Here is a 26,326-nt window from a genome sequence, read left to right on the forward strand (position 1 = left end):
CGTGTGCGCGGGGAACGTGGCGCGGGCGGTGTCGATACCGTTTCGCGAGTCGGGCCCCGGGCTCGGTACGATCCCCTGTGTATTGCGCGCGTGGCCAGAACATCGCGCGCCCCCTTCAGGCAGGAGAGTCCGGTGTCAGACGTCCGTGTGATCATCCAACGCGATTCCGAGCGGGAAGAGCGCGTGGTGACGACGGGCACTACGGCGGCCGAGCTCTTCGCCGGCGAGCGCACCATCGTCGCCGCCCGTGTGGCCGGCGAGCTGAAGGACCTCGCGTATGCCGTGCAGGACGGCGAGGAGGTCGAGCCCGTCGAGATCTCCTCCGAGGACGGCCTCAACATCCTGCGCCACTCCACCGCGCACGTGATGGCGCAGGCCGTGCAGGAGCTGTTCCCCGACGCCAAGCTGGGCATCGGCCCGCCGGTCAAGGACGGCTTCTACTACGACTTCGACGTGGAGAAGCCCTTCACGCCCGAGGATCTCAAGGCCGTCGAGAAGAAGATGCAGGAGATCCAGAAGCGCGGGCAGCGGTTCTCGCGCCGCGTCGTCACCGACGAGGCCGCCCGCGAGGAGCTGGCCGACGAGCCGTACAAGCTGGAGCTCATCGGCATCAAGGGCTCCGCGTCCACCGACGACGGCGCGAATGTCGAGGTGGGCGGCGGCGAGCTGACCATCTACGACAACCTCGACGCCAAGACCGGTGACCTGTGCTGGAAGGACCTCTGCCGCGGTCCCCACCTGCCCACCACCCGTAACATCCCGGCGTTCAAGCTCATGCGGAACGCGGCGGCGTACTGGCGCGGCAGCGAGAAGAACCCGATGCTCCAGCGCATCTACGGCACCGCCTGGCCGTCGAAGGACGAGCTGAAGGCGCACCTGGAGTTCCTCGCCGAGGCCGAGAAGCGCGACCACCGCAAGCTGGGCAACGAGCTGGACCTGTTCTCGATCCCCGACCAGATCGGTTCCGGTCTGGCGGTCTTCCACCCCAAGGGCGGCATCATCCGCCGGGTCATGGAGGACTACTCGCGCCGCCGGCACGAGGAGGAGGGCTACGAGTTCGTCTACACCCCCCACGCCACCAAGGGGAAGCTCTTCGAGACCTCGGGCCACCTGGACTGGTACGCCGACGGCATGTACCCGCCCATGCAGCTCGACGAGGGCGTGGACTACTACCTCAAGCCCATGAACTGCCCGATGCACAACCTGATCTTCGATGCGCGCGGGCGTTCCTACCGTGAACTGCCGCTGCGCCTCTTCGAGTTCGGCACCGTGTACCGGTACGAGAAGTCGGGCGTCGTGCACGGTCTGACCCGCGCCCGTGGCTTCACGCAGGACGACGCGCACATCTACTGCACCAAGGAGCAGATGGCGGAGGAGCTCGACAAGACGCTCACCTTCGTCCTCGGGCTGCTGCGCGACTACGGCCTGACCGACTTCTACCTCGAGCTCTCGACCAAGGACCCGGAGAAGTTCGTCGGCTCCGACGAGATCTGGGAAGAGGCCACCGAGACACTGCGCCAGGTCGCCGAGAAGCAGGGCCTCCCGCTGGTCCCGGACCCGGGCGGCGCCGCCTTCTACGGCCCGAAGATCTCCGTCCAGGCGAAGGACGCCATCGGCCGCACCTGGCAGATGTCGACCGTGCAGCTCGACTTCAACCTGCCGGAGCGCTTCAACCTGGAGTACACCGGCCCCGACGGCACCAAGCAGCGCCCGGTCATGATCCACCGCGCGCTGTTCGGCTCCATCGAACGGTTCTTCGCGGTGCTCCTCGAGCACTACGCGGGCGCCTTCCCGGCCTGGCTGGCGCCGGTGCAGGCGGTCGGCATCCCGATCGGCGACGCGCACATCCCGTACCTGGAGGAGTTCGCGGCCAAGGCGAAGAAGAAGGGCCTGCGCGTCGACGTGGACTCCTCTTCGGACCGCATGCAGAAGAAGATCAGGAACGCGCAGAAGCAGAAGGTGCCGTTCATGATCATCGCGGGCGACGAGGACATGGCGGCCGGCGCCGTCTCCTTCCGCTACCGCGACGGCTCGCAGGAGAACGGCATCCCCGTCGACGAGGCGATCGAGAAGATCGTCAAGGTCGTCGAGGAGCGCGTGCAGGTCTGACGCCCGCCGCTCACGGCACGGACGTACGACATCAGGGGGCCCCCGGGAAGTTTCCCGGGGGCCTCTCGTCGCCGTCGCGCCGGAACACCTGGAACATCCAGGACGAGAACGAGCCCGTGATCGCCCCGAGCAGCGCCAGACCGCAGGCCATCAGCGCCACCGCCACCAGGCGCCCGGCCGGGGTCACCGGGACCATGTCGCCGTATCCGACGGTCGACAGCGTCGAGCAGGCCCACCACACGGAGTCCCCGAAGGTATGGATCGTGGCGTGCGGCCGTCCGCGCTCGACCTGGTACATGGCCAGGGATGCGGCGAATCCGAGCAGCAAGGCGGACATGCCGGCGTAGGTCGCCACGCGCGCGTGCAGGCTGAGCCGCGGCTGTTCGTGCCGGCGCTGCACGGCGTCGTAGGTCCGCACGACCTGCAGCGGGCGCAGCAGGGGCAGCACTACGACCACCGCGTCCAGCCAGTGGCGATGCACGAACGAGAGCCCCTTGCCGCTGTGGCGCCACCTGACGGCGAAGTCCAGCACGAAGACGGCCCAGGCGGCGGCGGTCACCGCGAGACACGCGTCGCGCACCGCCTGCGGAAGCCCGTGTCCCAGGACTCTGATCGCGTACGACGCGAGGAACAGCAGGGCCGCCAGCGACAGCGGGGTCTCCATCCGGTGCTCCCACGGCGTCCGCCGTCTCTCGTCCATCGGTCAAGGATCGCGGCCGGGGACCGGGACCTGCCCCGCCGACACGCTCCGAACGGGCGAAGCCATATGCTGCATCTCATGACGAGTGAGCCGGAGCAGCACACGGGGCCGGTGGGTGAGCCGGACGGGTTCGGGCGCCTTTGGACGCCGCACCGGATGGCCTACATCCAGGGGGAGAACAAGCCGACCGGACCGGGAGCCGACGACGGCTGTCCCTTCTGCGCCGCACCCGGCATGAGCGACGAGGAAGCGCTGATCGTGGCGCGCGGCGCGAGCGTCTACGCGATCCTCAACCTCTACCCGTACAACGGCGGGCACTTGATGGTGCTGCCGTACCGGCACGTCGCCGACTACACGGACCTGGACGACGGCGAGACCGCCGAGCTGGCCCTCTTCACCAAGCACGCGATGGCCGCACTGCGCACCGCGTCCGGGGCGCACGGCTTCAACATCGGCATGAACCAGGGCGCGGTCGCGGGGGCCGGCATCGCCGCGCATCTGCACCAGCACATCGTTCCGCGCTGGGGCGGCGACACCAACTTCATGCCCGTCGTGGGACACACCAAGGTGCTGCCGCAGCTGCTCGGCGACACCAGGACCGCGCTCGCCAAGGCCTGGCCGGACGCCGACTGAGCCGATCGTGACCGGCCGGCCGGGCTCGCACGCCCCGGGCCGGCCGGGCCCGGCTACGCGTCGTACACGTCGGCGTTCGTGGGCGTCGGGGCCTGGACCAGGCCGCTGAGGAACGTCGAGCGCGTACCGAACTTCTCGGTGTCCACGCCGTTCTCCTCAAGCACCTTGATTGCCGCCGCGTGCACCACGCGCAGGACCGGGGTGGCCGTGCGCAGCGCGTCGTCCGCCATGAAGCGGTGGCGCCACGGCTTGTCCGCCCACGCGTGCCGCAGGCCGAAGGGCTCGGGCAGGATCAGCTTGCCGCCGATGAAGTCCAGGAGCGGCGGGTACCAGGTGAACGGCGCGCGGACCGCGAGGCGGACCACCTCGTCGGGCTCGATGAGGGGGAGCTTCTTCTCCACCGTCTCCCAGAACTTGATGGGCTTCGCGACTTCCTTCGTCTTCGGCTCGGGCTTCGTCGTGAACAGGGAGTGCACCGGGCCGAGCGCATGGCCCGTGACCTCGATGCGCAGCGTCTCGTGCAGTACCGTCACCGTGATCAGCATCGTGATCACCAACTGGCCGTCCCAGAGTGTGAACTGCACGCCCAGATAGTGGCGGTCGCCGCTGCCGAACTGCTGCTCGTTGCAGATCCGCTGTATCTCGTGGTTCTTGATCTGGAAGGCCTCGACGTCGGTGCCGCTGGGGCGCGCCACCTTCTTCACGTTCTCCCCGATCGGCGAGACGATCCAGTGCTTTATCGACGGCGTCGGGAACCCGCCCGTGTGCAGCGGGCCGCGCTCCAGGAGCCGCAGCTTGTCGTGGACCGCCCGTATGACGTCCCAGCTGCGGAACGGGTGGATCTCCGCCCCCTCGTCGCGGGGGATCAGCTCCTCGGCGAGCTGCCAGCTGCCCCAGCGGGTGCCCATGCCGAGGATGCCCTTGGGCCCCGCGTAGAACACGGAATTCGACTGCTGCTCCGCGGTCAGCTTGGCGAGGCTCTGGCGCAGCCGCTCGGCGGCCGTCTCGCCCGGGCTGCCGGGCACCGCCTCCGGGATCTTGGCGCCGATGCCGCCGCCCGCGAGCAGGCTGTCCCAGCGCTCCCGCATGTCCTGCGCCGTGCGCTCGCAGATCTGCCGGGCCCACAGCCAGCCGATCACGGGCGCCACGATCGCCCCCCGCAGATACCAGGCCCAGAAGCCCGTGAACGGCAGCTTGACCATGAAGATCACGGCGACGGCGGCGACCGCCACCATCAGCGCCGTGAACAGCGCGGCCATGCGCTTGTTCTCCTGGCTGCCGATCATGCGGCGGACCTGGAAGACGAGCAGCCAGACGATCAGGCCGGGCAGGAAGAGCAGGCCGCACAGCGCCATCACGGCCGTGAGCCAGCTGTCGCGCTGCTTGCGGATCCGGTTCGCCGCGAGACAGTGCTCCACGACGACCTGCGGCTCGGTGCCGAAGGACTGGATGAGCGGCTTACGGGCACCGCCGAGCAGCCGGCCCTGGACGGCCCGCGAGAACGCCTCGCCCAGATTCGGCGCGGCCAGGGACCAAATGCCCTTCTTCACATCGGACTTGTGCCACTCGCTGTTGGCGGCGAGCAGATCGTCCACCTTCGCGTCCCGGTACGCCGCCGAAGCGAGGGCGTAGGTGGCCGCGGTCTGGCCCGCGGAGCCGTGCAACGGCACCTGCGCCCCGGGCCTGAAGTCGAATACGTCGTCCGCCACTGCCGCCCCCATCGCCGCGCGCCTTCGCTCCTGCGGCTTTTCCCGACTTCCTTGCTCCGCACACCTGTTGATCAGGTCATCGGCTTGATCAGGTCTTCAGCGTATCCGGGCGCACCGACATCCGTCAGGGGACGGCCGAAGCCGCCCGCCCGGAAGGGGACCGGGTGGGCGGCCTGGCTGTCGGGTGGCCGCGGGACGGCCAACTACGAGACGTTCTCGGCCTGTTCACGCATCCTGTCGCCCAGCTGCGGGGGCATCGGCTCGTGCCGCGCGTACGCCCGGCTGAACCGCCCCGTGCCGTGCGACAGCGACCGCAGGTCCACCGCGTACCGGCCGATCTCGATCTCCGGGATCTCGGCCCGCACGAGTGTGCGAGACCCCGGTGCCTGTTCCGTGCCGACCACGCGGCCGCGCCGCCCCGACAGATCGCTCATCACCGCGCCCACGTAGTCGTCGGCGACGAGCACCTGCACCTCGGCGACCGGCTCCAGGAGATGGATCCTCGCGTCCGCGGCCGCCTCCCGCAGTGCCAGCGCGCCCGCCGTCTGGAACGCCGCGTCGGAGGAGTCCACCGAGTGCGACTTCCCGTCGAGCAGCGTGATCCGCACATCGATGAGGGGATGGCCCGCGGCCACACCCTTCGCGGCCTGCGCCCGTACGCCCTTCTCCACGGACGGGATGAACTGCCGCGGCACCGCGCCGCCGACGACCTTGTCCACGAACTCGATGCCGGAGCCGTTCGGCAGCGGCTCCACCTCGATCTCGCAGATCGCGAACTGTCCGTGCCCGCCGGACTGCTTCACATGGCGCCCGCGGCCCGCCGACCTGTCGGCGAACGTCTCCCTGAGCGAGACCTTGTGCGGGACGACGTCGACCTGGACGCCGTACCGGTTGCGCAGCCGCTCCAGGGCGACGTCGGCATGCGCCTCACCGAGGCACCACAGGACGACCTGGTGGGTGTCCTGGTTCTGTTCGAGCCGCATCGTGGGGTCCTCGGCGACCAGCCGGGACAGGCCCTGCGAGAGCTTGTCCTCGTCCGGCTTGCTGTGCGCCTGGATCGCCAGCGGGAGCAGCGGGTCCGGCATGTCCCACGGCTCCATGAGGAGCGGGTTGTCCTTGGCGGAGAGGGTGTCGCCGGTCTCCGCCCGGCCGAGCTTGGCGACGCACGCCAGGTCGCCGGCGATGCAGTGGGAGAGCACGCGCTGCTGCTTCCCGAACGGCGACGTCAGGGCGCCGATGCGTTCGTCGACGTCGTGGTCCTCGTGGCCGCGGTCGGCGAGGCCGTGTCCCGAGACATGCACCGTGTCGTCGGGGCGCAGGGTTCCGGAGAAGACCCGTACCAGCGAGATGCGGCCCACGTACGGATCGGATGCCGTCTTCACGACCTCGGCGACCAGGGGACCGTCCGGATCGCAGACGTTCACCGTGCGCGCCTCGCCCGACGGGGTGGTGACCACTGGGGCCGCGCGCTCCAGGGGAGTGGGGAAGCCGCCCGTGATGAGTTCGAGCAGCTCGACCGTGCCGATGCCCTGCCGGGCGCCCTGCGCCGCGGGCGCCGCGGCCAGCACCGGGTGGAAGACACCGCGCGCCACGGCCCGCTCCAGGTCCCCGACCAGCGTCTTGTAGTCGATCTCCTCGCCGCTCAGATAGCGGTCCATGAGGGTCTCGTCCTCGCTCTCGGCGATGATCCCCTCGATCAGACGGTTGCGTGCCTCCTCGATGAGCGGCAGCTGATCGAGGTCGGGCTCGGACTCCTTGCGCTCGCCCGACGCGTAGTCGAACACACGCTGCGACAGGAGGCCTACGAGACCGGTCACGGGCGCGTGCCCGTCCGGCCCCGGCTCGCCGTGCAGCGGCAGGTAGAGCGGGATGACGGCGTCCGGGTCGTCGCCGCCGAAGAACGTCTCGCAGGTCCGCGTCATTTGTTCGAAGTCGGAGCGCGCCGCCTCCAGATGCGTGACCACGATGGCGCGTGGCATGCCGACCGCCGCGCACTCCTCCCACACCATGCGCGTCGCGCCCGCCATGGTCTCGGGCCCGTCGGACGCCGAGACGACGAAGAGGGCCGCGTCCGCAGCCCGCAGACCGGCCCTCAGCTCCCCCACGAAATCCGCGTATCCGGGGGTGTCCAGAAGATTGATCTTGTACCCGTCCCATTCGAGGGGCACCAGTGAGAGCTGTACCGACCGCTGCTGCCGGTGCTCGATGTCGTCGTAGTCGGAAACGGCGGTGCCGTCCTCCACCCGGCCCGCCCTGTTCACCGCCCCCGCGGTCAGCGCGAGAGCCTCCACCAATGTCGTCTTGCCGGATCCGCTGTGGCCGACCAGCACCACATTCCTCACGGACGAGGGGTGGTCGGCCGCCGTAGCCCTGCCGGCGGCTCCGGGGTGTGTATTCGCCTTGTCGCCCATGCCTTGCCTCCCGGTTACTTGCACGGTGAGGTGGCACCCCTGCTGAAGAGGGGGTCCCATTGGGCGCGGACACGCGGGACCCGCGATGGCGGCTCCGACGACGCCCGCGGTGTCTTCGAGCTTTGCACTCCGGTCATGGCGCGTCCATACGTCGTACGCGGTTCCCCGGGGCTCGCGGGTGCCCGTCGGCCAGTCACGCGCGCGCGTGACTACGATGGGCCAGCCGGTGGCCAGAAGGGCCGCGCGGCCATCCGACCCTCGGGAAGGCCATGCTGAACAAGTACGCGCGTGCATTTTTCACGCGTGTCCTCACACCGTTCGCCGCGTTTCTCATCCGTCGCGGGGTCAGCCCCGACGCGGTCACGCTCCTCGGCACGGCCGGGGTCGTGGCGGGCGCACTGGTCTTCTTCCCCCGCGGGGAGTTCTTCTGGGGCACGATCGTCATCACGCTGTTCGTGTTCTCGGACCTCGTGGACGGCAACATGGCGCGCCAGCTCGGCCGCACCAGCCGCTGGGGCGCGTTCCTCGACTCCACGCTCGACCGCGTCGCCGACGGCGCGATCTTCGGTGGCCTCGCCCTCTGGTACGCGGGATCGGGCGACAACAACATGCTGTGCGCCGTCTCCATCTTCTGCCTCGCCAGCGGCCAGGTCGTGTCGTACACCAAGGCCCGCGGTGAGGCCATCGGCCTGCCCGTCGCGGTGAACGGCCTGGTGGAGCGCGCCGAGCGGCTCGTGATCACCCTCGTCGCCGCGGGCCTCGCGGGGCTGCACAAGTTCGGCGTCCCCGGCATCCAGATCGTGCTGCCGATCGCCCTGTGGGCCGTCGCCGCGGGCAGCCTCGTGACGCTGATCCAGCGGATGGTGACCGTCCGCAGGGAGTCGGCCGAGGCCGACGCGGAGGCCGCGGCAGAGGCTTCCCAGGAGAGCGGGACCGCATCGTGAGCAACGCGCGCGAACGACTCGTCGACGCCCTTTACGGAGCGGGCTGGAGCACGGTCAAGAAGCTCCCGGAGCCCGTCGCGGTCCGCCTGGGCCGCACCATCGCCGACCTCGCGTGGAGGCGGCGCGGCAAGAGCGTCCTGCGCCTGGAGTCCAACCTCGCGCGCGTGGTGCCCGACGCCTCACCGGAGCGGCTCAAGCAGCTCTCCCGGGCGGGCATGCGCTCGTACCTGAGGTACTGGATGGAGTCGTTCCGGCTGCCGTCCTGGAGCGCCGACCGCGTACGGAACGGGTTCGACGTCGACGACGTCCACCACCTCACCGACGGCCTCGCCTCCGACAAGGGCGTCATCATCGCCCTGCCCCACCTGGGCAACTGGGACCTCGCGGGCGCCTGGGTCACCGCGAAGCTGGAGACCCCGTTCACGACGGTCGCCGAGCGGCTCAAGCCCGAGACCCTCTACGACCGCTTCGTGGCGTACCGCGAGAGCCTCGGCATGGAGGTCCTGCCGCACGAAGGCGGATCCGCCTTCGGCACGCTCGCCCGCCGGCTGCGCGCCGGTGGCCTGGTCTGCCTCGTCGCCGACCGCGATCTGTCCGAGTCCGGCGTCGAGGTGAAGTTCTTCGGCGACACCGCGCGCATGCCCGCGGGCCCCGCGATACTCGCCCAGCAGACCGGCGCCCTGCTCCTCCCGGTCACCCTCTGGTACGACGGGTCGCCCGTCATGCGCGGACGCATCCACGCGCCGATCGAGGTGCCCGAGACAGGTAACCGCGCCGAAAAGACGTCTGTCATGACACAGGCGCTGGCCGATGCCTTCGCCACCGGCATCGCCGACCACCCGGAGGACTGGCACATGCTGCAGCGCCTGTGGCTCGCTGACCTCGAGGAGCGCCGACCGTGAAGATCGGCATCGTCTGCCCGTACTCCTGGGACGTGCCGGGCGGCGTCCAGTTCCACATCCGCGACCTCGCGGAGCACCTCATCGCCCTGGGGCACGAGGTGTCCGTCCTCGCCCCGGCCGACGACGAGACCCCGCTGCCGCCGTACGTCGTCTCGGCGGGCCGCGCGGTCCCCGTGCCGTACAACGGCTCGGTCGCCCGGCTCAACTTCGGCTTCCTGAGCGCCGCGCGGGTGCGGCGCTGGCTGCACGACGGCACGTTCGACGTGATCCACATCCATGAGCCGGCCTCGCCCTCGCTGGGGCTGCTCTCCTGCTGGGCGGCTCAGGGCCCGATCGTCGCCACGTTCCACACGTCGAACCCGCGGTCCCGCGCCATGATCGCCGCGTATCCGATCCTCCAGCCCGCCCTGGAGAAGATCAGCGCGCGCATCGCGGTGAGCGAGTACGCGCGGCGCACGCTCGTGGAGCACCTCGGCGGTGACGCCGTCGTCATCCCGAACGGCGTCGACGTCGACTTCTTCGCCCGCGCCGAGCCCAAGGCCGAGTGGCAATCAGAAGGGGCGCGTAGCTCGGATGAGGGCGGCGGTGGGAGACGGGAGGGCGGCACCATCGGCTTCATCGGGCGCATCGACGAGCCCCGCAAGGGTCTTCCCGTACTGATGAAGGCCCTGCCGAGGATCCTGGCCGAGCGGCCCGGGACCCGGCTGCTCGTGGCCGGACGCGGCGACGAGGAGGAGGCCGTCGAGAGCCTGCCCGCCGAGATGCGCGAACGTGTCGAGTTCCTCGGCATGGTCAGCGACGAGGACAAGGCCAGACTGCTGCGCAGCGTCGACCTGTACGTGGCCCCCAACACCGGCGGCGAGAGCTTCGGCATCATCCTCGTCGAGGCCATGTCGGCGGGCGCGCCGGTCCTGGCCTCGGACCTCGACGCGTTCGCGCAGGTCCTCGACCAGGGCGGCGCGGGCGAGCTGTTCGCCAACGAGGACGCGGACGCCCTCGCGGACTCGGCCGTCCGGCTCCTGGGCGACGCCGACCGGCGCGAGGAGCTGCGGGAGCGCGGCAGCAAGCACGTGCGGCGCTTCGACTGGTCGACCGTGGGGGCGGACATCCTGTCCGTGTACGAGACGGTGACCACCGGCGCGGCGGCCGTCGCCACCGACGAACGCAGCGGACTGCGGGCCCGGTTCGGGCTCGCCCGCGACTGACGGGACGTACCGGCGGGCCACGCGCACAAACCGGTACGTCCCTCCCGTCCCGTACGCGGCTGATCGCCGCTGCGGGGCACGGCTGTAGCCTTTGCGCCCGTGACCTCCACTTTGATCTGGATCGCGGTCTTCCTCATCGCGGTCGGCCTCTACCTGAGCTGGACCGCGGGCCGCCTCGACCGGCTGCACGCCCGGATCGACGCGGCCCGCGCCGCCCTCGACGCCCAACTGCTGCGCCGCGCCTCGGTGGCGCAGGAGCTGGCGACCTCCGGAGTGCTCGACCCCGCCGCCTCGATCGTCCTGTACGAGGCCGCGCACGCGGCACGGCAGGCCGAGGAGGACCACCGTGAGGTCGCCGAGAGCGAGCTGAGCCAGGCGCTGCGGGCCGTGTTCGGCGAGGCAGGGCAGATGGAGGAGGTGCGCGCCGCCCCGGGCGGCCCCGACGCGGCCGAGGAGCTCGCTCAGGCCGTCCGCAGGGTGCCCATGGCCCGGCGCTTCCACAACGACGCCGTACGGGCCGCACGCGCCCTGCGCAGGCATCGCAAGGTGCGCTGGTTCCGGCTCGCGGGCCATGCGCCGTTCCCGCTGGCCTTCGAGATGGACGACGAGCCGCCCGTCGCGCTCGCCGACAGGCCCACCACGTAGGCCGACGGGCCCGCCACATAACAGGGGGACCAGGCGCGTTCGCGAAGAATGAGCCACCGGTCAGATATTGGCCCTTGATGTGGACTGGTCGCGGGGCGTTTCCTCTGTGGAGTAGCAAGCCCCCCTTTCCACCGAGCGAGGTCACCCGTGTCCAGCACCCCCCAGTTCGTCGAAACCACCGGCACCGCGCGCGTGAAGCGCGGCATGGCCGAGCAGCTCAAGGGCGGCGTGATCATGGACGTCGTCAACGCCGAGCAGGCGAAGATCGCCGAGGACGCCGGCGCGGTGGCCGTCATGGCGCTCGAGCGGGTGCCGGCCGACATCCGCAAGGACGGCGGAGTGGCCCGGATGTCCGACCCGAACATGATCGAGGAGATCATCGAGGCCGTCTCCATCCCGGTCATGGCCAAGTCCCGGATCGGCCACTTCGTGGAGGCCCAGGTCCTGCAGTCGCTGGGCGTCGACTACATCGACGAGTCCGAGGTTCTCACCCCGGCCGACGAGGTCAACCACAGCGACAAGTTCGCGTTCACGACCCCCTTCGTGTGCGGCGCCACCAACCTGGGCGAGGCCCTGCGCCGCATCGCCGAGGGCGCGGCCATGATCCGCTCGAAGGGCGAGGCCGGCACGGGCAACGTCGTCGAGGCCGTCCGCCACCTGCGCCAGATCAAGAACGAGATCGCCAAGCTGCGCGGCTTCGACAACAACGAGCTGTACGCCGCCGCCAAGGAGCTGCGCGCCCCCTACGAGCTCGTCAAGGAGGTCTCCGAGCTCGGCAAGCTGCCGGTGGTGCTGTTCTCCGCCGGTGGTGTCGCCACGCCCGCCGACGCCGCCCTGATGCGCCAGCTCGGTGCCGAGGGTGTCTTCGTCGGCTCCGGCATCTTCAAGTCCGGCGACCCGGCCAAGCGCGCCGCCGCCATCGTGAAGGCCACCACCTTCTACGACGACCCCAAGATCATCGCGGACGCCTCGCGCAACCTGGGCGAGGCCATGGTCGGCATCAACTGCGACACCCTCCCCGAGACCGAGCGCTACGCGAACCGGGGCTGGTAATGACCTCTCCCGTAGTGGGCGTCCTCGCGCTCCAGGGCGACGTACGGGAGCACCTCGTCGCCCTGGCCACGGCGGATGCCGTGGCCAGGCCCGTGCGGCGGCCCGAGGAACTGGCCGAGGTGGACGGCATCGTCCTGCCCGGCGGTGAGTCGACCACCATCTCCAAGCTGGCCGTCCTGTTCGGGCTCATGGAGCCCCTTCGCGCGCGCGTGCGTGAAGGCATGCCGGTGTACGGCACCTGCGCGGGCATGATCCTGCTCGCCGACAAGATCCTCGACCCGCGTTCGGGCCAGGAGACGGTCGGCGGGATCGACATGATCGTGCGCCGCAACGCCTTCGGACGTCAGAACGAGTCCTTCGAGGCGGCGGTCGACGTACGCGGCGTGGAGGGCGACCCCGTGGAGGGCGTCTTCATCCGCGCCCCCTGGGTGGAGTCGGTGGGCGCCCGTGCCGAAGTACTCGCGGAGTACGACGGGCACATAGTCGCTGTACGGCAGGAAAACGCCCTTGCCACGTCCTTCCACCCCGAGCTGACCGGCGACCACAGGATGCACGCACTGTTCGTCGACATGGTGCGGGCGAAGCAGGTGGCCGGGTCCTTGTAGGATCTCGGGGGGTCCCCCGGCCCTTGAGGCCAGGGGGAGTTCGTACTGGGTTGGTTACGCGAAGGAGACAGGCAGATGTCCGGCCACTCTAAATGGGCTACGACGAAGCACAAGAAGGCCGTGATCGACGCCAAGCGCGGCAAGCTCTTCGCGAAGATGATCAAGAACATCGAGGTCGCTGCCCGCACGGGTGGCTCCGACGTGTCCGGCAACCCGACGCTCTTCGACGCCATCCAGAAGGCCAAGAAGAGCTCGGTCCCTAACAAGAACATCGACTCCGCGGTCAAGCGCGGCGCCGGCCTCGAGGCCGGTGGCGCCGACTACGAGACGATCATGTACGAGGGCTACGGTCCCAACGGTGTCGCGGTGCTCATCGAGTGCCTCACCGACAACCGCAACCGTGCCGCGTCCGACGTGCGCGTCGCCATGACCCGCAACGGCGGCAACATGGCCGACCCCGGCTCCGTCTCGTACCTGTTCAACCGCAAGGGTGTCGTGATCGTCCCCAAGGGTGAGCTGTCCGAGGACGACGTCCTCGGTGCCGTGCTCGACGCGGGTGCCGAAGAGGTCAACGACCTCGGTGAGTCCTTCGAGGTGCTCAGCGAGGCCACCGACCTGGTCGCGGTGCGCACCGCGCTCCAGCAGGCCGGCATCGACTACGACTCGGCCGACGCCAACTTCGTCCCGACCATGCAGGTCGAGCTGGACGAGGAGGGCGCCCGCAAGATCTTCAAGCTCATCGACGCGCTCGAGGACAGCGACGACGTGCAGAACGTCTTCGCCAACTTCGACGTGAGCGACGAGGTCATGGAGAAGGTCGACGCCTGACACGCAGGCAGCGCACGGGCCGACGGGACACAGACCCGTCGGCCCGTCGCATTGTCAGCGGTACCCGATAGCCTGCACAAACTGGCTATCGAAGGAGGGGCGGGGTGCGCGTACTCGGCGTGGACCCGGGGCTGACCCGGTGCGGTGTCGGCGTGGTCGAGGGGGTCGCGGGGCGGCCTCTGACGATGCGCGGTGTCGGCGTCGTACGGACCCCGGCCGACGCGGAGTTGGGCCACCGCCTCGTCGCCATCGAGCAGGGCATCGAGCAGTGGCTGGACGAGTACCGGCCCGAATTCGTCGCCGTGGAGCGGGTGTTCAGCCAGCACAACGTGCGGACGGTCATGGGCACGGCCCAGGCGAGCGCGGTCGCGATGCTCTGCGCCAGCCGCCGCGGCATCCCTGTGGCCCTCCACACGCCCAGCGAGGTCAAGGCCGCCGTGACGGGCAGCGGACGGGCCGACAAGGCTCAGGTGGGCGCCATGGTGACGCGCCTGCTGAGACTGGACGCTCCTCCCAAGCCCGCCGACGCGGCCGACGCTCTGGCTCTCGCCATCTGCCACATCTGGCGCGCCCCCGCGCAGAACAGACTCCAGCAGGCTGTCGCCCTGCACGCATCGAAATCAACCACAGCACCGAAAGGCCGTATCGCATGATCGCCTTCGTCAGCGGCCCGGTGGCCGCGCTCGCCCCTGACACCGCGGTGGTCGAGGTCGGCGGCATCGGCATGGCCGTCCAGTGCACTCCGAACACGCTCTCCGGCCTCCGCATCGGCCAGCAGACCAAGCTCGCCACCTCCCTCGTCGTACGCGAGGACTCGCTCACGCTGTACGGCTTCGCCGACGACGACGAGCGGCAGACCTTCGAGCTGCTGCAGACCGCCAGCGGCGTCGGCCCGCGCCTCGCGCAGGCGATGCTCGCCGTGCACAGCCCCGACGCGCTGCGCGGCGCTGTCGCCTCCGGTGACGAGAAGTCGCTCACCGCCGTGCCCGGCATCGGCAAGAAGGGCGCCCAGAAGCTGCTCATCGAACTCAAGGACCGGCTCGGTGCGCCCCTCGGCACCGGTACGGGCGTGGGCGCCCCCGTGACGTCAGGCTGGCGCGACCAGCTGCACGCCGCCCTCATCGGGCTCGGCTACGCCACGCGCGAGGCCGACGAGGCCATCGAGGCCGTCGCCCCGCAGGCCGAGGAGGAGGGCGGCACGCCGCAGGTCGGCAAGCTCCTCAAGGCCGCGCTCCAGACGCTGAACCGCACCCGCTGACCGGGCCGCGCCCGCTCCCCGCCCGAACCACCACCACCGCGAGGCACACCTCATGAACTGGGACGACACGACCGACGCGACGCCCGACACCGAGCGGCTCGTGGGCTCTGTCGCCGACGGCGAGGACCAGGCGGTCGAGGCCGCCCTGCGCCCCAAGGACCTGGGCGAGTTCATCGGCCAGGAGAAGGTCCGCGAGCAGCTCGACCTGGTCCTCAGGGCGGCACGCGCGCGTGGCGCCACCGCCGACCACGTCCTGCTCTCCGGCGCGCCCGGCCTCGGCAAGACCACGCTCTCCATGATCATCGCGGCCGAGATGGGCGCCCCCATCCGGATCACCAGCGGCCCGGCCATCCAGCACGCCGGCGACCTGGCCGCGATCCTCTCCTCCCTCCAGGAGGGCGAGGTCCTCTTCCTCGACGAGATCCACCGCATGTCCCGCCCCGCCGAAGAGATGCTCTACATGGCGATGGAGGACTACCGGGTCGACGTCATCGTCGGCAAGGGCCCCGGCGCCACGGCCATCCCGCTGGAGCTGCCCCCGTTCACCCTCGTCGGCGCCACCACGCGCGCGGGCCTCCTGCCCCCGCCGCTGCGCGACCGCTTCGGCTTCACGGCGCACATGGAGTTCTACGAGCCGGCCGAGCTGGAGCGCGTCATCCACCGCTCCGCGAACCTCCTCGACGTGGAGATCGACCCTCAGGGCGCCGCCGAGATCGCCGGCCGCTCCCGCGGCACCCCCCGTATCGCCAACCGCCTGCTGCGCCGGGTCCGCGACTACGCGCAGGTCAAGGCCGACGGCCACATCACCCGTGACATCGCCGGGGTGGCCCTCGGCGTCTACGAGGTGGACGGCCGCGGCCTCGACCGGCTCGACCGCGCCGTCCTCGAAGCGCTGATCAAGCTCTTCGGCGGCGGCCCCGTCGGACTCTCCACCCTCGCGGTCGCCGTGGGGGAGGAGCGCGAGACGGTCGAGGAGGTCGCGGAACCCTTCCTCGTACGAGAAGGTCTGCTCGCCCGTACGCCGCGAGGCCGGGTCGCCACGCCCGCGGCCTGGGCCCACCTCGGCCTCACGCCGCCCCAGCAGACAAGGGGAACAAGCGGACAAGGGGACCTGTTCGGGGCGTGATCGCGCAGGGTAGTCGCCAGGTCAGGAACCCCGGTGCCATGCTGAGCGTTGTTCCTTGAGTGCGGACTCGCTTAGACTCCGCCGATGCCGCCCATGTGGACGGCGTGCCCACCCCCATCCAACTGGCCGCCTACGTGCGCGGTCGTGCGAAGGAATTTCCGTCCCGTGAATATCGTGACCCTCCTCCCGTTCATCGTGCTCATCGGGGCCATGTTCCTGATGACCCGCTCCGCCAAGAAGAAGCAGCAGGCGGCAGGCCAGATGCGGGACCAGATGCAGCCCGGTTCCGGCGTCCGCACGATCGGGGGCATGTACGCCACCGTCAAGGAGGTCCACGACGAGATGGTCCTTCTGGAGGTGGCCCCCGGCGTCCACGCCGTCTACGCGAAGAACTCGATCGGCGCCGTCCTGGCCGACGACGAGTACAACCGCATCGTCCACGGCACCGAGAGTGACGACAACGATGACCACGACGCCCTCGGCGCCGATGGTGCGGTCGTGCCGGACGACGCTTCCTCCCTCACCGAGACCGACGAGCCCGCCGACGCCTCGGACGACTCGCGCATCGACCTCGACAAGAAGGACGAGGCTGCTGCCACTGACGTAGCCTCCGAGGCCGACGGCGCTGAGCCGAAGAAGACCGACGGCGAGTCCGACGCGAAGTAGTCACGCCCCCAGGACCGCGCGCGCCCGCTCGCGCTCCGCGGTCCCGGACGTGTGATTTCCGCACGGATTCTCGACACCATTTCATGGCCGTCCGGGCACGTACCCCGCTGCGGGACGGATGGAGAGGGAGAACGAGAAGGTGGCAGCACCCAAGAAGGGCCGAAGTCACGGCGCCCAGAGCAGGCCGGGCCGCACACTGGCCTTCATCCTGATCGCGATGGTGGCGTTGACCGGCGGGATGTTCCTGTCCGGCCACACCACGCCGCGCCTGGGCATCGACCTCGCCGGTGGTACGAGCATCACGCTCAAGGCGAAGAGCGAGCCGGGTCAGAAGAACGCGGTCAACCAGACCAACATGAACACGGCCGTGAGCATCATCGAGCGCCGCGTCAACGGTCTGGGTGTCACGGAGTCCGAGGTCCAGACCCAGGGCTCCGACAACATCATCGTCAACATCCCCAAGGGGACGAACGAGGCGCAGGCGCGCGAGCAGGTCGGCACTACCGCCCAGCTCTACTTCCGCCCCGTGCTCACCGTGGCCGCCGGTGCGCCCACTCCCGAGCCCTCCGCCAGCCCTTCCGGCTCGGGCAAGGGCAAGGCCACCGACAAGGCGACCGACAAGGCCACGGACGGCGGCAAGGGCAAGGCGTCCAGCACGCCGACCGCCTCGCCGACCTCGTCCGCGACCTCGCAGGGCCGCGCCGTCACCGACGGTCTGAAGGCCGACTCCTCGCCGTCGCCGAGCGCCAGCGCCTCCGCGAGCGGCAAGCCCACCCCCTCGGCCAGCTCCACCCCGGACCCGGCCACCGCCGCACTGCAGAAGAAGTTCACGGACCTCAACTGCACCGACAAGGCCGCCCGCAGCCAGGTCGCGTCGGGCGTCAAGCCCGAGGACCCCGCCGTGGCGTGCGGTAAGAACTCGTCCGGCCAGTGGGAGAAGTACGTCCTCGGCCCCGCCGAGGTGAACGGCAAGGACGTCGACAAGGCGCAGGCCACGATCAACCAGCAGACCGGCGCCTGGGTCGTCAACATGGACTTCACGGGCGGCGGCTCGAAGAAGTTCGCGAAGATCACCAGCAAGCTCTCGCAGCAGCAGCCGCCGATGAACCAGTTCGCCATCGTGCTCGACGGCGACGTGGTCTCGGCTCCCAGCGTCAGCTCGACCCTGAGCGGCAGCGCGGAGATCTCCGGCAGCTTCGACCAGCAGTCCGCCCAGGACCTCGCCAACGTGCTGTCCTACGGTGCCCTCCCGCTCTCCTTCCAGGAGCAGAGCGTCACGACGGTCACCGCGGCCCTCGGCGGCGAGCAGCTGCACGCCGGCCTGATCGCCGGCGCCATCGGCCTCCTGCTGGTCGTGATCTACCTGGTGGTCTACTACCGCGGCCTGTCGCTGATCGCGCTCGCCTCGCTCATGGTGTCCGCGATCCTCACCTACGTGATCATGACGCTCCTCGGCCCGGCCATCGGCTTCGCGCTGAACCTGCCGGCGGTCTGCGGCGCGATCGTGGCGATCGGCATCACGGCCGACTCGTTCATCGTGTTCTTCGAACGCATCAGGGACGAGATCCGTGAGGGTCGCTCGCTGCGGCCCTCCGTCGAGCGCGCCTGGCCGCGAGCCCGGCGCACGATCCTGGTCTCCGACTTCGTGTCGTTCCTCGCCGCCGCGGTGCTGTTCGTCGTCACCGTCGGCAAGGTCCAGGGCTTCGCGTTCACGCTCGGCCTGACCACCGTGCTCGACGTGGTCGTCGTGTTCCTGTTCACCAAGCCGCTGATGACGATCCTGGCCCGCAAGAAGTTCTTCGCGAGCGGACACCCGTGGTCCGGGCTCGACCCGAAGCGCCTCGGCGCCAAGCCGCCACTGCGCCGCACGCGCCGTGCTCCCGGCTCTCCCGTAGGCCCTGTCGACACGAAGGAGGCGTGAGATGTCGAAGCTCGGCCATCTCGGCGCCCGGCTCATCCGCGGTGAAGTCGGCTACGACTTCATCGGCAAGCGCAAGATCTGGTACGGCATCTCGATCCTGATCACCATCACGGCCATTGTCGGCCTGGCGGTGCGTGGTCTGAACATGGGCATCGAGTTCGAGGGAGGCGCGGTCTTCACCACCCCGAAGACCAGCGTCTCCGCGGGCACGGCGGAGCGGTCCGCCGAAGCGGCTTCCAGCCACGACGCGATCGTCCAGGAGCTCGGCACCGGCGGTCTGCGCATCCAGATCTCCGGCGTGGACACCGCGAAGTCCGACCAGATCAAGACCGCACTCTCGAAGGACCTCAACGTCCCCGAGGCGAAGATCAACGCCGACCTCGTCGGACCCAGCTGGGGCGAGACGATCGCCAACAAGGCATGGACCGGCCTGATCGTGTTCATGATCCTCGTGGTGATCTATCTGGCCATCGCCTTCGAGTGGCGCATGGCGATCGCGGCCCTGGTAGCACTGATCCACGACCTCACGATCACGGTCGGGATCTACGCGCTGGTCGGCTTCGAGGTCACCACGGGCACCATCATCGGTCTGCTGACCATCCTCGGTTACTCGCTCTACGACACGGTGGTCGTCTTCGACTCCTTGAAGGAGGGCACGAAGGACATCACCAAGCAGACCCGCTTCACGTACAGCGAGGTCGCCAACCGCTCCATCAACGGCACGCTGGTGCGTTCGATCAACACCACGATCGTCGCGCTGCTGCCGGTGGCGGGCCTGCTGTTCATCGGCGGCGGCTTCCTCGGCGCGGGCATGCTCAACGACATCTCGCTGTCGCTGTTCGTCGGCCTCGCGGCCGGTGCGTACTCGTCGATCTTCATCGCCACTCCGCTCGTCGCCGACCTCAAGGAACGCGAACCGCAGATCAAGGCCCTGAAGAAGCGCGTGCTCGCCAAGCGCGCGTCGGCGGCCGCCAAGGGCGAGTCCGCCGAGGCCCCGGAGCCGCAGGACGACGACTACGACGACCCGTCGGACGACGAGGCCGCGACCGCGGTCGTCGGCCCGCGGCACCAGCCCGCGTCGCGCAACCGGGGCCGCGGGCGGCCCTCGGGGAAGCGTCGATGACCGACATCAAGGAGCTGCTGCTCAGCCGAATCCGCGATGTGCCGGACTACCCGGAGCCGGGTGTGATGTTCAAGGACATCACCCCGCTCCTGGCGGACCCGTCGGCCTTCACGGCACTCACCGACGCCCTCGCGGAGCTCTGCGTCGCGAACGGCGCCACCAAGGTCGTCGGCCTGGAGGCGCGCGGGTTCATCCTGGGCGCCCCCGTCGCCGTCCGCGCCGGGCTCGGCTTCATCCCCGTACGCAAGGCCGGCAAGCTCCCCGGGGCGACGCTCAGCCAGTCGTACGACCTGGAGTACGGGTCGGCCGAGATCGAGGTGCACGCCGAGGACCTGGTCGCGGGTGACCGGGTCATGGTGATCGACGACGTCCTCGCCACCGGTGGTACGGCCGAGGCATCGCTGCGGCTCATCCGGCGCGCGGGCGCCGAGGTCGCCGGCATCGCCGTCCTGATGGAGCTGGGTTTCCTGAGCGGCCGCGAGCGGCTGCTCCCGGCCCTCGACGGCGCCCCGCTGAACTCACTGCTCATGGTCTGAACACCTGGTCACAGGCGTAAAGGCGGGCCCGGAGGAATCCGGTGCCCGCCTTTTGCGTTTCCGCAGTTGAAAGCCGTCCCACCGGCCGAAGGCGAGGGAGCGGCCCAGTGTCGATACCATGGGCTCTCCGGGACCTGAACGGGGGACCCGTCGCGCACGAGGAGCGCCGTTGCCAGACGAGGCCAAGCCACTCTCCCCCAGCGCCGAGCGCGTGGGGGTACCCACAGCCGCCAAGCCCGACCAGAAGGCCGACCAGGCCGCGGCTGCCGCAGTCGTGCCCGCGAAGCCCGGGAAGACCGGGCAGAGCGCCGCCGGCACGCCGGGCGGCAAGGCGGCCGAGCAGCAGCCGCGCCCCAAGCCTCCCGCCGACAAGCGCCCGGCCCCCGGCCCCGAGGCCGCCGCCCCGGCCCCTGTCGCCCCTGCCGCGCCGCCCACCCCGCCCGTGGTGCGCCCCGCAGCGGGCCAGCCCGCCCGCTCCGGCTCCTCGAACCGCGTCCGCGCCCGCCTCGCCCGTCTCGGCGTCCAGCGCTCGAACCCGTACAACCCCGTTCTCGAGCCCCTGCTGCGGATAGTGCGCAGCAACGACCCGAAGATCGAGACGTCCACGCTGCGCCAGGTCGAGCGCGCCTACCAGGTCGCCGAGCGCTGGCACCGCGGTCAGAAGCGCAAGAGCGGCGACCCGTACATCACGCACCCGCTCGCGGTGACGACGATCCTCGCCGAGCTCGGCATGGACCCCGCGACGCTGATGGCGGGCCTGCTGCACGACACGGTCGAGGACACCGAGTACGGCCTGGACACCCTGCGCCGCGACTTCGGCGACCAGGTCGCCCTGCTCGTCGACGGCGTCACCAAGCTGGACAAGGTCAAGTTCGGCGAGGCCGCGCAGGCCGAGACCGTCCGCAAGATGGTCGTCGCGATGGCCAAGGACCCGCGCGTCCTGGTCATCAAGCTCGCCGACCGCCTGCACAACATGCGCACCATGCGGTACCTCAAGCGCGAGAAGCAGGAGAAGAAGGCCCGCGAGACGCTGGAGATCTACGCCCCGCTGGCGCACCGCCTGGGCATGAACACCATCAAGTGGGAGCTGGAGGACCTCGCCTTCGCGATCCTCTACCCCAAGATGTACGACGAGATCGTGCGTCTGGTGGCCGAGCGCGCGCCCAAGCGCGACGAGTACCTCGCCATAGTGACCGACGAGGTGCAGAGCGACCTGCGCGCCGCCCGCATCAAGGCGACCGTCACCGGCCGCCCGAAGCACTACTACAGCGTCTACCAGAAGATGATCGTCCGCGGCCGTGACTTCGCGGAGATCTACGACCTGGTGGGCATTCGTGTCCTTGTCGACACGGTGAGGGACTGTTACGCCGCCCTCGGCACGGTGCACGCGCGATGGAACCCGGTCCCCGGCCGGTTCAAGGACTACATCGCGATGCCCAAGTTCAACATGTACCAGTCGCTGCACACGACGGTGATCGGCCCCAACGGCAAGCCCGTTGAGCTGCAGATCCGTACGTTCGACATGCACCGCCGCGCCGAGTACGGCATCGCGGCCCACTGGAAGTACAAGCAGGAGGCCGTCGCCGGTGCCTCCAAGGTGCGCTCCGACGCCCCGAAGAGCACGGGCAAGGACGACCACCTCAACGACATGGCGTGGCTGCGCCAGTTGCTCGACTGGCAGAAGGAGACGGAGGACCCGGGCGAGTTCCTGGAGTCCCTGCGCTTCGACCTGTCTCGCAACGAGGTCTTCGTCTTCACGCCGAAGGGCGACGTCATAGCGCTGCCGGCCGGTGCGACCCCGGTGGACTTCTCGTACGCGGTCCACACCGAGGTCGGCCACCGGACCATAGGAGCACGGGTCAACGGGCGGCTCGTTCCGCTCGAATCGACCCTGGACAACGGCGATTTGGTGGAGGTCTTCACCTCCAAGGCCGAAGGCGCGGGCCCGTCCCGCGACTGGCTCGGCTTCGTCAAGTCGCCCCGGGCGCGCAACAAGATCCGTGCCTGGTTCTCCAAGGAGCGCCGCGACGAGGCGATCGAGCAGGGCAAGGACGCCATCGTCCGCGCCATGCGCAAGCAGAACCTGCCGATCCAGCGGATCCTGACGGGCGACTCGCTGGTCACGCTCGCGCACGAGATGCGCTACCCCGACATCTCGTCCCTGTACGCGGCGATCGGCGAAGGCCACGTCACCGCGCAGAGCGTCGTCCAGAAGCTCGTCCAGGCCCTCGGCGGCGAGGAGGCCGCCAACGAGGACATCGCCGAGAGCGCGCCCCCGTCGCGCGGCCGCTCCAAGCGCCGGGCGAACGCCGACCCCGGCGTGGTCGTCAAGGGCGTCGAGGACGTGTGGGTCAAGCTGGCCCGCTGCTGCACGCCCGTCCCCGGCGACCCCATCATCGGCTTCGTCACGCGCGGCAGCGGCGTATCGGTGCACCGCAGCGACTGTGTGAACGTCGAGTCGCTGTCCCGTGAGCCCGAGCGGATCCTCGAGGTCGAGTGGGCGCCCACGCAGTCCTCGGTCTTCCTCGTCGCCATACAGGTGGAGGCCCTCGACCGCTCTCGGCTGCTCTCGGACGTCACCAGGGTCCTGTCCGACCAGCACGTCAACATCCTGTCCGCGGCCGTGCAGACGTCCCGCGACCGGGTGGCCACCTCCCGCTTCACCTTCGAGATGGGCGACCCCAAGCACCTGGGCCACGTCCTGAAGGCGGTCAGGGGAGTGGAGGGCGTCTACGACGTCTACCGCGTGACGTCGGCGCGCAGACCGTAACCGACAGACATGGGAAGGGCCCCCGGCGCTCAGCGCCGGGGGCCCTTCCCATCATGCGATGACTGCTCAGCCGCCGAACTCGTGCAGGCCCTTGAGCGCCTGGTCGAGCAGCGCCTGACGGCCGTCGAGCTCACGCTCCAGCTTGTCGGCCTTCGCGTTGTTGCCCTGCGCGCGGGCCGTGTCGATCTGGCCCCGCAGCTTGTCGACCGCGGCCTGGAGCTGACCGGTGAGCCCCTCGGCACGCGCGCGTGCCTCCGGGTTCGTCCGGCGCCACTCGGTCTCCTCGGACTCCTGAAGTGCCCGCTCCACGGCGTGCATCCGGCCCTCGACCTTCGGACGCGCGTCGCGCGGCACGTGGCCGATGGCCTCCCAGCGCTCGTTGATCGAGCGGAAGGCGGCGCGGGCCGTCTTCAGGTCCCCGATCGGCAGGAGCTTCTCGGCCTCGTCGGCGAGCTCCTCCTTGAGCTTGAGGTTCTCGCCCTGCTCGGCGTCCCGCTCGGCGAAGACCGAGCTGCGCGCCGCGAAGAACACGTCCTGGGCGCCGCGGAAGCGGTTCCACAGGTCGTCCTCGTGCTCGCGCTGGGCGCGGCCCGCGGCCTTCCAGTCCGTCATCAGCTCGCGGTACCGGGCGGCCGTGGTCCCCCAGTCCGTCGAGCCCGACAGCGACTCGGCCTCGGCGACCAGCTTCTCCTTGGCCTGACGGGCATCCTCGCGCTGCGCGTCCAGCGAGGCGAAGTGCGCCTTGCGGCGCTTCGAGAACGCCGAGCGCGCGTGCGAGAAGCGGTGCCACAGCTCGTCGTCCGACTTGCGGTCCAGACGCGGCAGACCCTTCCAGGTGTCCACCAGCGCCCGCAGCCGCTCGCCGGCCGCGCGCCACTGCTCGCTCTGGGCCAGCTCCTCGGCCTCGGTGACCAGGGCCTCCTTGGCGTGCCGCGCCTCGTCGGACTGCTTCGCCTTCTGGACCTTGCGCTCCTCGCGGCGCGCGTCGACGGTCTCGACGAGCTTGTCCAGGCGCTTGCCCAGAGCCTCCAGATCGCCGACGGCGTGCGCATCGGTCACCTGCTCGCGCAGGTGCTCGATGGCGGTCGTGGCGTCCTTCGCCGACAGGTCGGTCGTCTGCACCCGGCGCTCGAGGAGCCCGATCTCGACGACCAGGCCGTCGTACTTGCGCTTGAAGTAGGCGAGGGCCTCGTCGGGAGAACCTGCCTGCCACGAACCGACTTCACGCTCGCTGCCGTCGGCCGAACGCACGTACACGGTCCCCGTCTCATCGACGCGGCCCCACGGGTCGCTGCTCACAGCGCCTCCTCCACATGATGCCTGCGGGGCGCCTTGGGCCCCCGGGCATCGTCCACAGTTTCGTCACGGCCAACATAGGCGACCGGCGGGGCGGCTGTCCGCATCCCGCGCGACCGAAATTTCACCGCCGGCGGTCAGGATTTCTTCACGGTCGCCTTGTCGATCACGACGGTGGCGTTCGGGGCGCCGTCACCCTGCCCGGTGCTCTCACCTGCGGCGGCGATCTTCTTGAGCACCTTCATGCCGGAATCGGAAATGGTCCCGAACGGTGTGTAGCTCGGCGGCAACTGACTGTCCTGGTACACGAGGAAGAACTGGCTGCCGCCGGTGTGCTTCTGGCCCGTGTTCGCCATCGCGATCGTGCCCGCCGGATACACGTTCCCCTTCAGGCTTTTGTCCTTCAGGTTCTCGTCCGGGATCGTGTAGCCCGGGCCGCCCGCGCCGGTGCCCTTCGGGTCGCCGCACTGCAGGACGTAGATCCCGTTGGTGGTGAGCCGGTGGCACTTCGTGTGGTCGAAGAAGCCCTTGCCGGCGAGGAAGTCGAAGGAGTTGACCGTGTGCGGAGCCTCCTTCGCCTTGAGGCCGATGCCGATGTCGCCGCACGTCGTCGCGAGGTTCATCGTGTAGCCGGCCGACTTGTCGATGGTGAGCGCCGGCTCCTTCTTCCAGCTGAGCGGCTTCACCTTGCCCGCGGCGGGCTTCTCGCACGGGTCGGCGGCCTTGGAGGGGCTCGCGCTCGGCTTGGAGGCCGCGGAGTCCTTCTTGTCCTTGCCGTCGAAGGCCCCGGCGGCGAACGCGCCGGCGCCCGCCACCACGACCACGGCCAACGCCGACGCGATCACCGTGTTGCGTGTGCGCGCCCTGCGCCGCGCCGACTCCCGCCGCTGCTGCTGCCGCAAGAACTTCTCCCGGGCGAGCTGCCGCCGCCGCTGATCGTTGCTGACCACCGGGTCTACTCCTCGTACGTCGCGAGACCTGATTCCGAACCGATCCGAAGTGATTCGAACGGGACGAACCGGGTCTGAACTGGACCTGTTACGACCGCCTGCTGTGTGCCCCGTACCGTATATGGGTTAGCTGTGGAATCGGCAGCGCCGGTAGGCTCTGATCTGCCGCATTCTTCTGCGGACACACTTCCGCCGGACGACATACGAAGGACGATCGTGCTGATTGCCGGGTTCCCCGCCGGGGCCTGGGGCACCAACTGTTACCTGGTTGCCCCCGCCGCGGGTGAGGAGTGCGTGATCATCGACCCCGGCCACCAGGCCACCCAGGGAGTCGAGGACGCGCTCAAGAAGCATCGGCTCAAGCCGGTCGCCGTCATCCTCACGCATGGCCACATCGACCACGTCGCCTCCGTCGTCCCCGTGTGCGGGGCCCATGACGTCCCGGCGTGGATCCACCCCTCCGACCGCTACATGATGAGCGATCCGGAGAAGGCGCTCGGCCGCTCCATCGGCATGCCGCTGATGGGTGAGCTGACCGTGGGGGAGCCCGACGACGTGCGGGAGCTGAGCGACGGCGCCGAACTGAAGCTGGCGGGTCTCGACCTGACCGTGGCGCACGCGCCGGGTCATACCAAGGGGTCGGTGGCCTTCACGATGCCCGAGAGCGCGGACATCCCGTCCGTGTTCTTCTCCGGGGATCTGCTCTTCGCCGGCTCCATCGGACGCACCGATCTGCCCGGTGGCTCCATGGACGACATGCTCGAATCGCTGGCACGCGTGTGCCTGCCGCTCGACGACCGGACCGTGGTGCTCTCCGGGCACGGCTCCCAGACGACCATCGGCCAGGAACGCGCCACCAACCCGTATCTGCGGCAGGTGGCCGCCGGCCAGGGAACCTCCTTCGAGGCTCCCCGACGAGGAATGTGACGAGAGACT

General features: G+C 69.8%; 23 protein-coding genes. 18 read left to right on the plus strand and 5 right to left on the minus strand.

Features of this window, described 5'->3' with window-relative positions; genetic code table 11:
* The first annotated feature begins 132 nt into the window (after positions 1-132).
* Positions 133-2,109, plus strand: coding sequence for a threonine--tRNA ligase (gene thrS, locus OG574_RS36605; RefSeq protein WP_100597010.1), 1,977 nt, complete (start codon positions 133-135; stop codon positions 2,107-2,109).
* Positions 2,110-2,140: 31 nt separating this feature from the next.
* Here thrS and OG574_RS36610 read toward each other — a convergent pair whose 3' ends face one another.
* Entirely contained in the window at positions 2,141-2,809 is a 669-nt protein-coding gene (locus tag OG574_RS36610; RefSeq protein ID WP_326776692.1) for a potassium channel family protein, read from the minus strand.
* Positions 2,810-2,875: 66 nt separating this feature from the next.
* On the opposite strand from OG574_RS36610, the gene OG574_RS36615 reads away from it, so the two are divergent.
* Positions 2,876-3,442: an HIT family protein gene (locus OG574_RS36615; RefSeq protein ID WP_326776693.1), complete on the plus strand. Its 567-nt coding sequence runs from the start codon at positions 2,876-2,878 to the stop codon at positions 3,440-3,442.
* A 53-nt stretch (positions 3,443-3,495) separates the two neighbouring features.
* On the opposite strand, the gene OG574_RS36620 is transcribed toward OG574_RS36615, so the two are convergent.
* Positions 3,496-5,163 (minus strand): hypothetical protein, encoded by a 1,668-nt coding sequence (locus tag OG574_RS36620; RefSeq protein ID WP_326776694.1) that lies wholly within the window; start codon positions 5,161-5,163, stop codon positions 3,496-3,498.
* A 191-nt stretch (positions 5,164-5,354) separates the two neighbouring features.
* Positions 5,355-7,562, minus strand: a complete 2,208-nt coding sequence (locus tag OG574_RS36625) for an elongation factor G-like protein EF-G2 (RefSeq protein WP_326776695.1) — start codon at positions 7,560-7,562, stop codon at positions 5,355-5,357.
* Positions 7,563-7,831: 269 nt separating this feature from the next.
* Here OG574_RS36625 and pgsA point away from each other — a divergent pair, with 269 nt between their 5' ends.
* From pgsA to OG574_RS36700, 15 genes are all read left to right on the plus strand, one after another.
* A complete protein-coding gene (gene pgsA / locus OG574_RS36630; protein ID WP_326776696.1) occupies positions 7,832-8,506 on the plus strand; it encodes a phosphatidylinositol phosphate synthase in 675 nt (224 codons plus the stop codon).
* Positions 8,503-9,408: a phosphatidylinositol mannoside acyltransferase gene (locus OG574_RS36635; protein WP_326776697.1), complete on the plus strand. Its 906-nt coding sequence runs from the start codon at positions 8,503-8,505 to the stop codon at positions 9,406-9,408. Before pgsA ends, OG574_RS36635 begins: the two co-directional genes overlap by 4 nt.
* Positions 9,405-10,613, plus strand: coding sequence for a glycosyltransferase family 4 protein (locus OG574_RS36640; RefSeq protein WP_326776698.1), 1,209 nt, complete (start codon positions 9,405-9,407; stop codon positions 10,611-10,613). The genes OG574_RS36635 and OG574_RS36640 overlap by 4 nt, the downstream gene beginning before the upstream one ends.
* A gap of 99 nt (positions 10,614-10,712) precedes the next feature.
* Entirely contained in the window at positions 10,713-11,258 is a 546-nt protein-coding gene (locus tag OG574_RS36645) for a hypothetical protein (protein ID WP_100597002.1), read from the plus strand.
* A 204-nt stretch (positions 11,259-11,462) separates the two neighbouring features.
* Positions 11,463-12,311, plus strand: coding sequence for a pyridoxal 5'-phosphate synthase lyase subunit PdxS (gene pdxS, locus OG574_RS36650; RefSeq protein ID WP_234374648.1), 849 nt, complete (start codon positions 11,463-11,465; stop codon positions 12,309-12,311).
* Positions 12,311-12,916 carry a pyridoxal 5'-phosphate synthase glutaminase subunit PdxT gene (pdxT, locus tag OG574_RS36655; protein WP_326776699.1) on the plus strand — a complete coding sequence of 202 codons (606 nt, stop codon included), beginning with the start codon at positions 12,311-12,313 and terminating at the stop codon, positions 12,914-12,916. Before pdxS ends, pdxT begins: the two co-directional genes overlap by 1 nt.
* 75 nt (positions 12,917-12,991) lie before the next feature.
* Positions 12,992-13,744, plus strand: a complete 753-nt coding sequence (locus OG574_RS36660) for a YebC/PmpR family DNA-binding transcriptional regulator (protein ID WP_326776700.1) — start codon at positions 12,992-12,994, stop codon at positions 13,742-13,744.
* A 104-nt stretch (positions 13,745-13,848) separates the two neighbouring features.
* Positions 13,849-14,397: a crossover junction endodeoxyribonuclease RuvC gene (gene ruvC / locus OG574_RS36665; RefSeq protein ID WP_326776701.1), complete on the plus strand. Its 549-nt coding sequence runs from the start codon at positions 13,849-13,851 to the stop codon at positions 14,395-14,397.
* Positions 14,394-15,002, plus strand: coding sequence for a Holliday junction branch migration protein RuvA (ruvA, locus tag OG574_RS36670; protein ID WP_326776702.1), 609 nt, complete (start codon positions 14,394-14,396; stop codon positions 15,000-15,002). Before ruvC ends, ruvA begins: the two co-directional genes overlap by 4 nt.
* 52 nt (positions 15,003-15,054) lie before the next feature.
* Positions 15,055-16,128, plus strand: coding sequence for a Holliday junction branch migration DNA helicase RuvB (gene ruvB / locus OG574_RS36675; RefSeq protein ID WP_326776703.1), 1,074 nt, complete (start codon positions 15,055-15,057; stop codon positions 16,126-16,128).
* Positions 16,129-16,293: 165 nt separating this feature from the next.
* On the plus strand, positions 16,294-16,794 hold the full coding sequence (yajC, locus tag OG574_RS36680) for a preprotein translocase subunit YajC (protein WP_100596995.1): 501 nt from the start codon (positions 16,294-16,296) through the stop codon (positions 16,792-16,794).
* A 139-nt stretch (positions 16,795-16,933) separates the two neighbouring features.
* On the plus strand, positions 16,934-18,715 hold the full coding sequence (secD, locus tag OG574_RS36685; RefSeq protein WP_326776704.1) for a protein translocase subunit SecD: 1,782 nt from the start codon (positions 16,934-16,936) through the stop codon (positions 18,713-18,715).
* A gap of 1 nt (position 18,716) precedes the next feature.
* Entirely contained in the window at positions 18,717-19,838 is a 1,122-nt protein-coding gene (secF, locus tag OG574_RS36690; protein ID WP_326776705.1) for a protein translocase subunit SecF, read from the plus strand.
* Positions 19,835-20,374 carry an adenine phosphoribosyltransferase gene (locus OG574_RS36695; protein ID WP_326776706.1) on the plus strand — a complete coding sequence of 180 codons (540 nt, stop codon included), beginning with the start codon at positions 19,835-19,837 and terminating at the stop codon, positions 20,372-20,374. The genes secF and OG574_RS36695 overlap by 4 nt, the downstream gene beginning before the upstream one ends.
* A gap of 169 nt (positions 20,375-20,543) precedes the next feature.
* Positions 20,544-23,144 carry a RelA/SpoT family protein gene (locus OG574_RS36700; protein ID WP_326776707.1) on the plus strand — a complete coding sequence of 867 codons (2,601 nt, stop codon included), beginning with the start codon at positions 20,544-20,546 and terminating at the stop codon, positions 23,142-23,144.
* Between the two features lie 66 nt (positions 23,145-23,210).
* On the opposite strand, the gene OG574_RS36705 is transcribed toward OG574_RS36700, so the two are convergent.
* Positions 23,211-24,443 carry a DUF349 domain-containing protein gene (locus OG574_RS36705; protein WP_326776708.1) on the minus strand — a complete coding sequence of 411 codons (1,233 nt, stop codon included), beginning with the start codon at positions 24,441-24,443 and terminating at the stop codon, positions 23,211-23,213.
* A 134-nt stretch (positions 24,444-24,577) separates the two neighbouring features.
* Positions 24,578-25,390, minus strand: a complete 813-nt coding sequence (locus OG574_RS36710) for a peptidylprolyl isomerase (protein WP_100596990.1) — start codon at positions 25,388-25,390, stop codon at positions 24,578-24,580.
* 216 nt (positions 25,391-25,606) lie between these two features.
* Between OG574_RS36710 and OG574_RS36715 the strand changes: the two genes are divergently transcribed.
* Positions 25,607-26,317 carry an MBL fold metallo-hydrolase gene (locus tag OG574_RS36715; RefSeq protein ID WP_326776709.1) on the plus strand — a complete coding sequence of 237 codons (711 nt, stop codon included), beginning with the start codon at positions 25,607-25,609 and terminating at the stop codon, positions 26,315-26,317.
* Positions 26,318-26,326 lie beyond the last annotated feature (9 nt).

This window comes from Streptomyces sp. NBC_01445 (genome assembly GCF_035918235.1).
Classification (GTDB): domain Bacteria; phylum Actinomycetota; class Actinomycetes; order Streptomycetales; family Streptomycetaceae; genus Streptomyces.

Coding starts and splice junctions, on each gene's coding strand:
- OG574_RS36695 (WP_326776706.1), top strand. CDS start 19,835: ATGACCGACATCAAGGAGCTGCTGCTCAGCCGAATCCGCGATGTGCCG.
- pgsA (WP_326776696.1), top strand. CDS start 7,832: ATGCTGAACAAGTACGCGCGTGCATTTTTCACGCGTGTCCTCACACCG.
- OG574_RS36615 (WP_326776693.1), top strand. CDS start 2,876: ATGCTGCATCTCATGACGAGTGAGCCGGAGCAGCACACGGGGCCGGTG.
- OG574_RS36610 (WP_326776692.1), bottom strand. CDS start 2,809: ATGGACGAGAGACGGCGGACGCCGTGGGAGCACCGGATGGAGACCCCG.
- OG574_RS36660 (WP_326776700.1), top strand. CDS start 12,992: ATGTCCGGCCACTCTAAATGGGCTACGACGAAGCACAAGAAGGCCGTG.
- pdxS (WP_234374648.1), top strand. CDS start 11,463: ATGGCCGAGCAGCTCAAGGGCGGCGTGATCATGGACGTCGTCAACGCC.
- pdxT (WP_326776699.1), top strand. CDS start 12,311: ATGACCTCTCCCGTAGTGGGCGTCCTCGCGCTCCAGGGCGACGTACGG.
- ruvB (WP_326776703.1), top strand. CDS start 15,055: ATGAACTGGGACGACACGACCGACGCGACGCCCGACACCGAGCGGCTC.
- OG574_RS36625 (WP_326776695.1), bottom strand. CDS start 7,562: ATGGGCGACAAGGCGAATACACACCCCGGAGCCGCCGGCAGGGCTACG.
- secF (WP_326776705.1), top strand. CDS start 18,717: ATGTCGAAGCTCGGCCATCTCGGCGCCCGGCTCATCCGCGGTGAAGTC.
- ruvA (WP_326776702.1), top strand. CDS start 14,394: ATGATCGCCTTCGTCAGCGGCCCGGTGGCCGCGCTCGCCCCTGACACC.
- OG574_RS36620 (WP_326776694.1), bottom strand. CDS start 5,163: ATGGGGGCGGCAGTGGCGGACGACGTATTCGACTTCAGGCCCGGGGCG.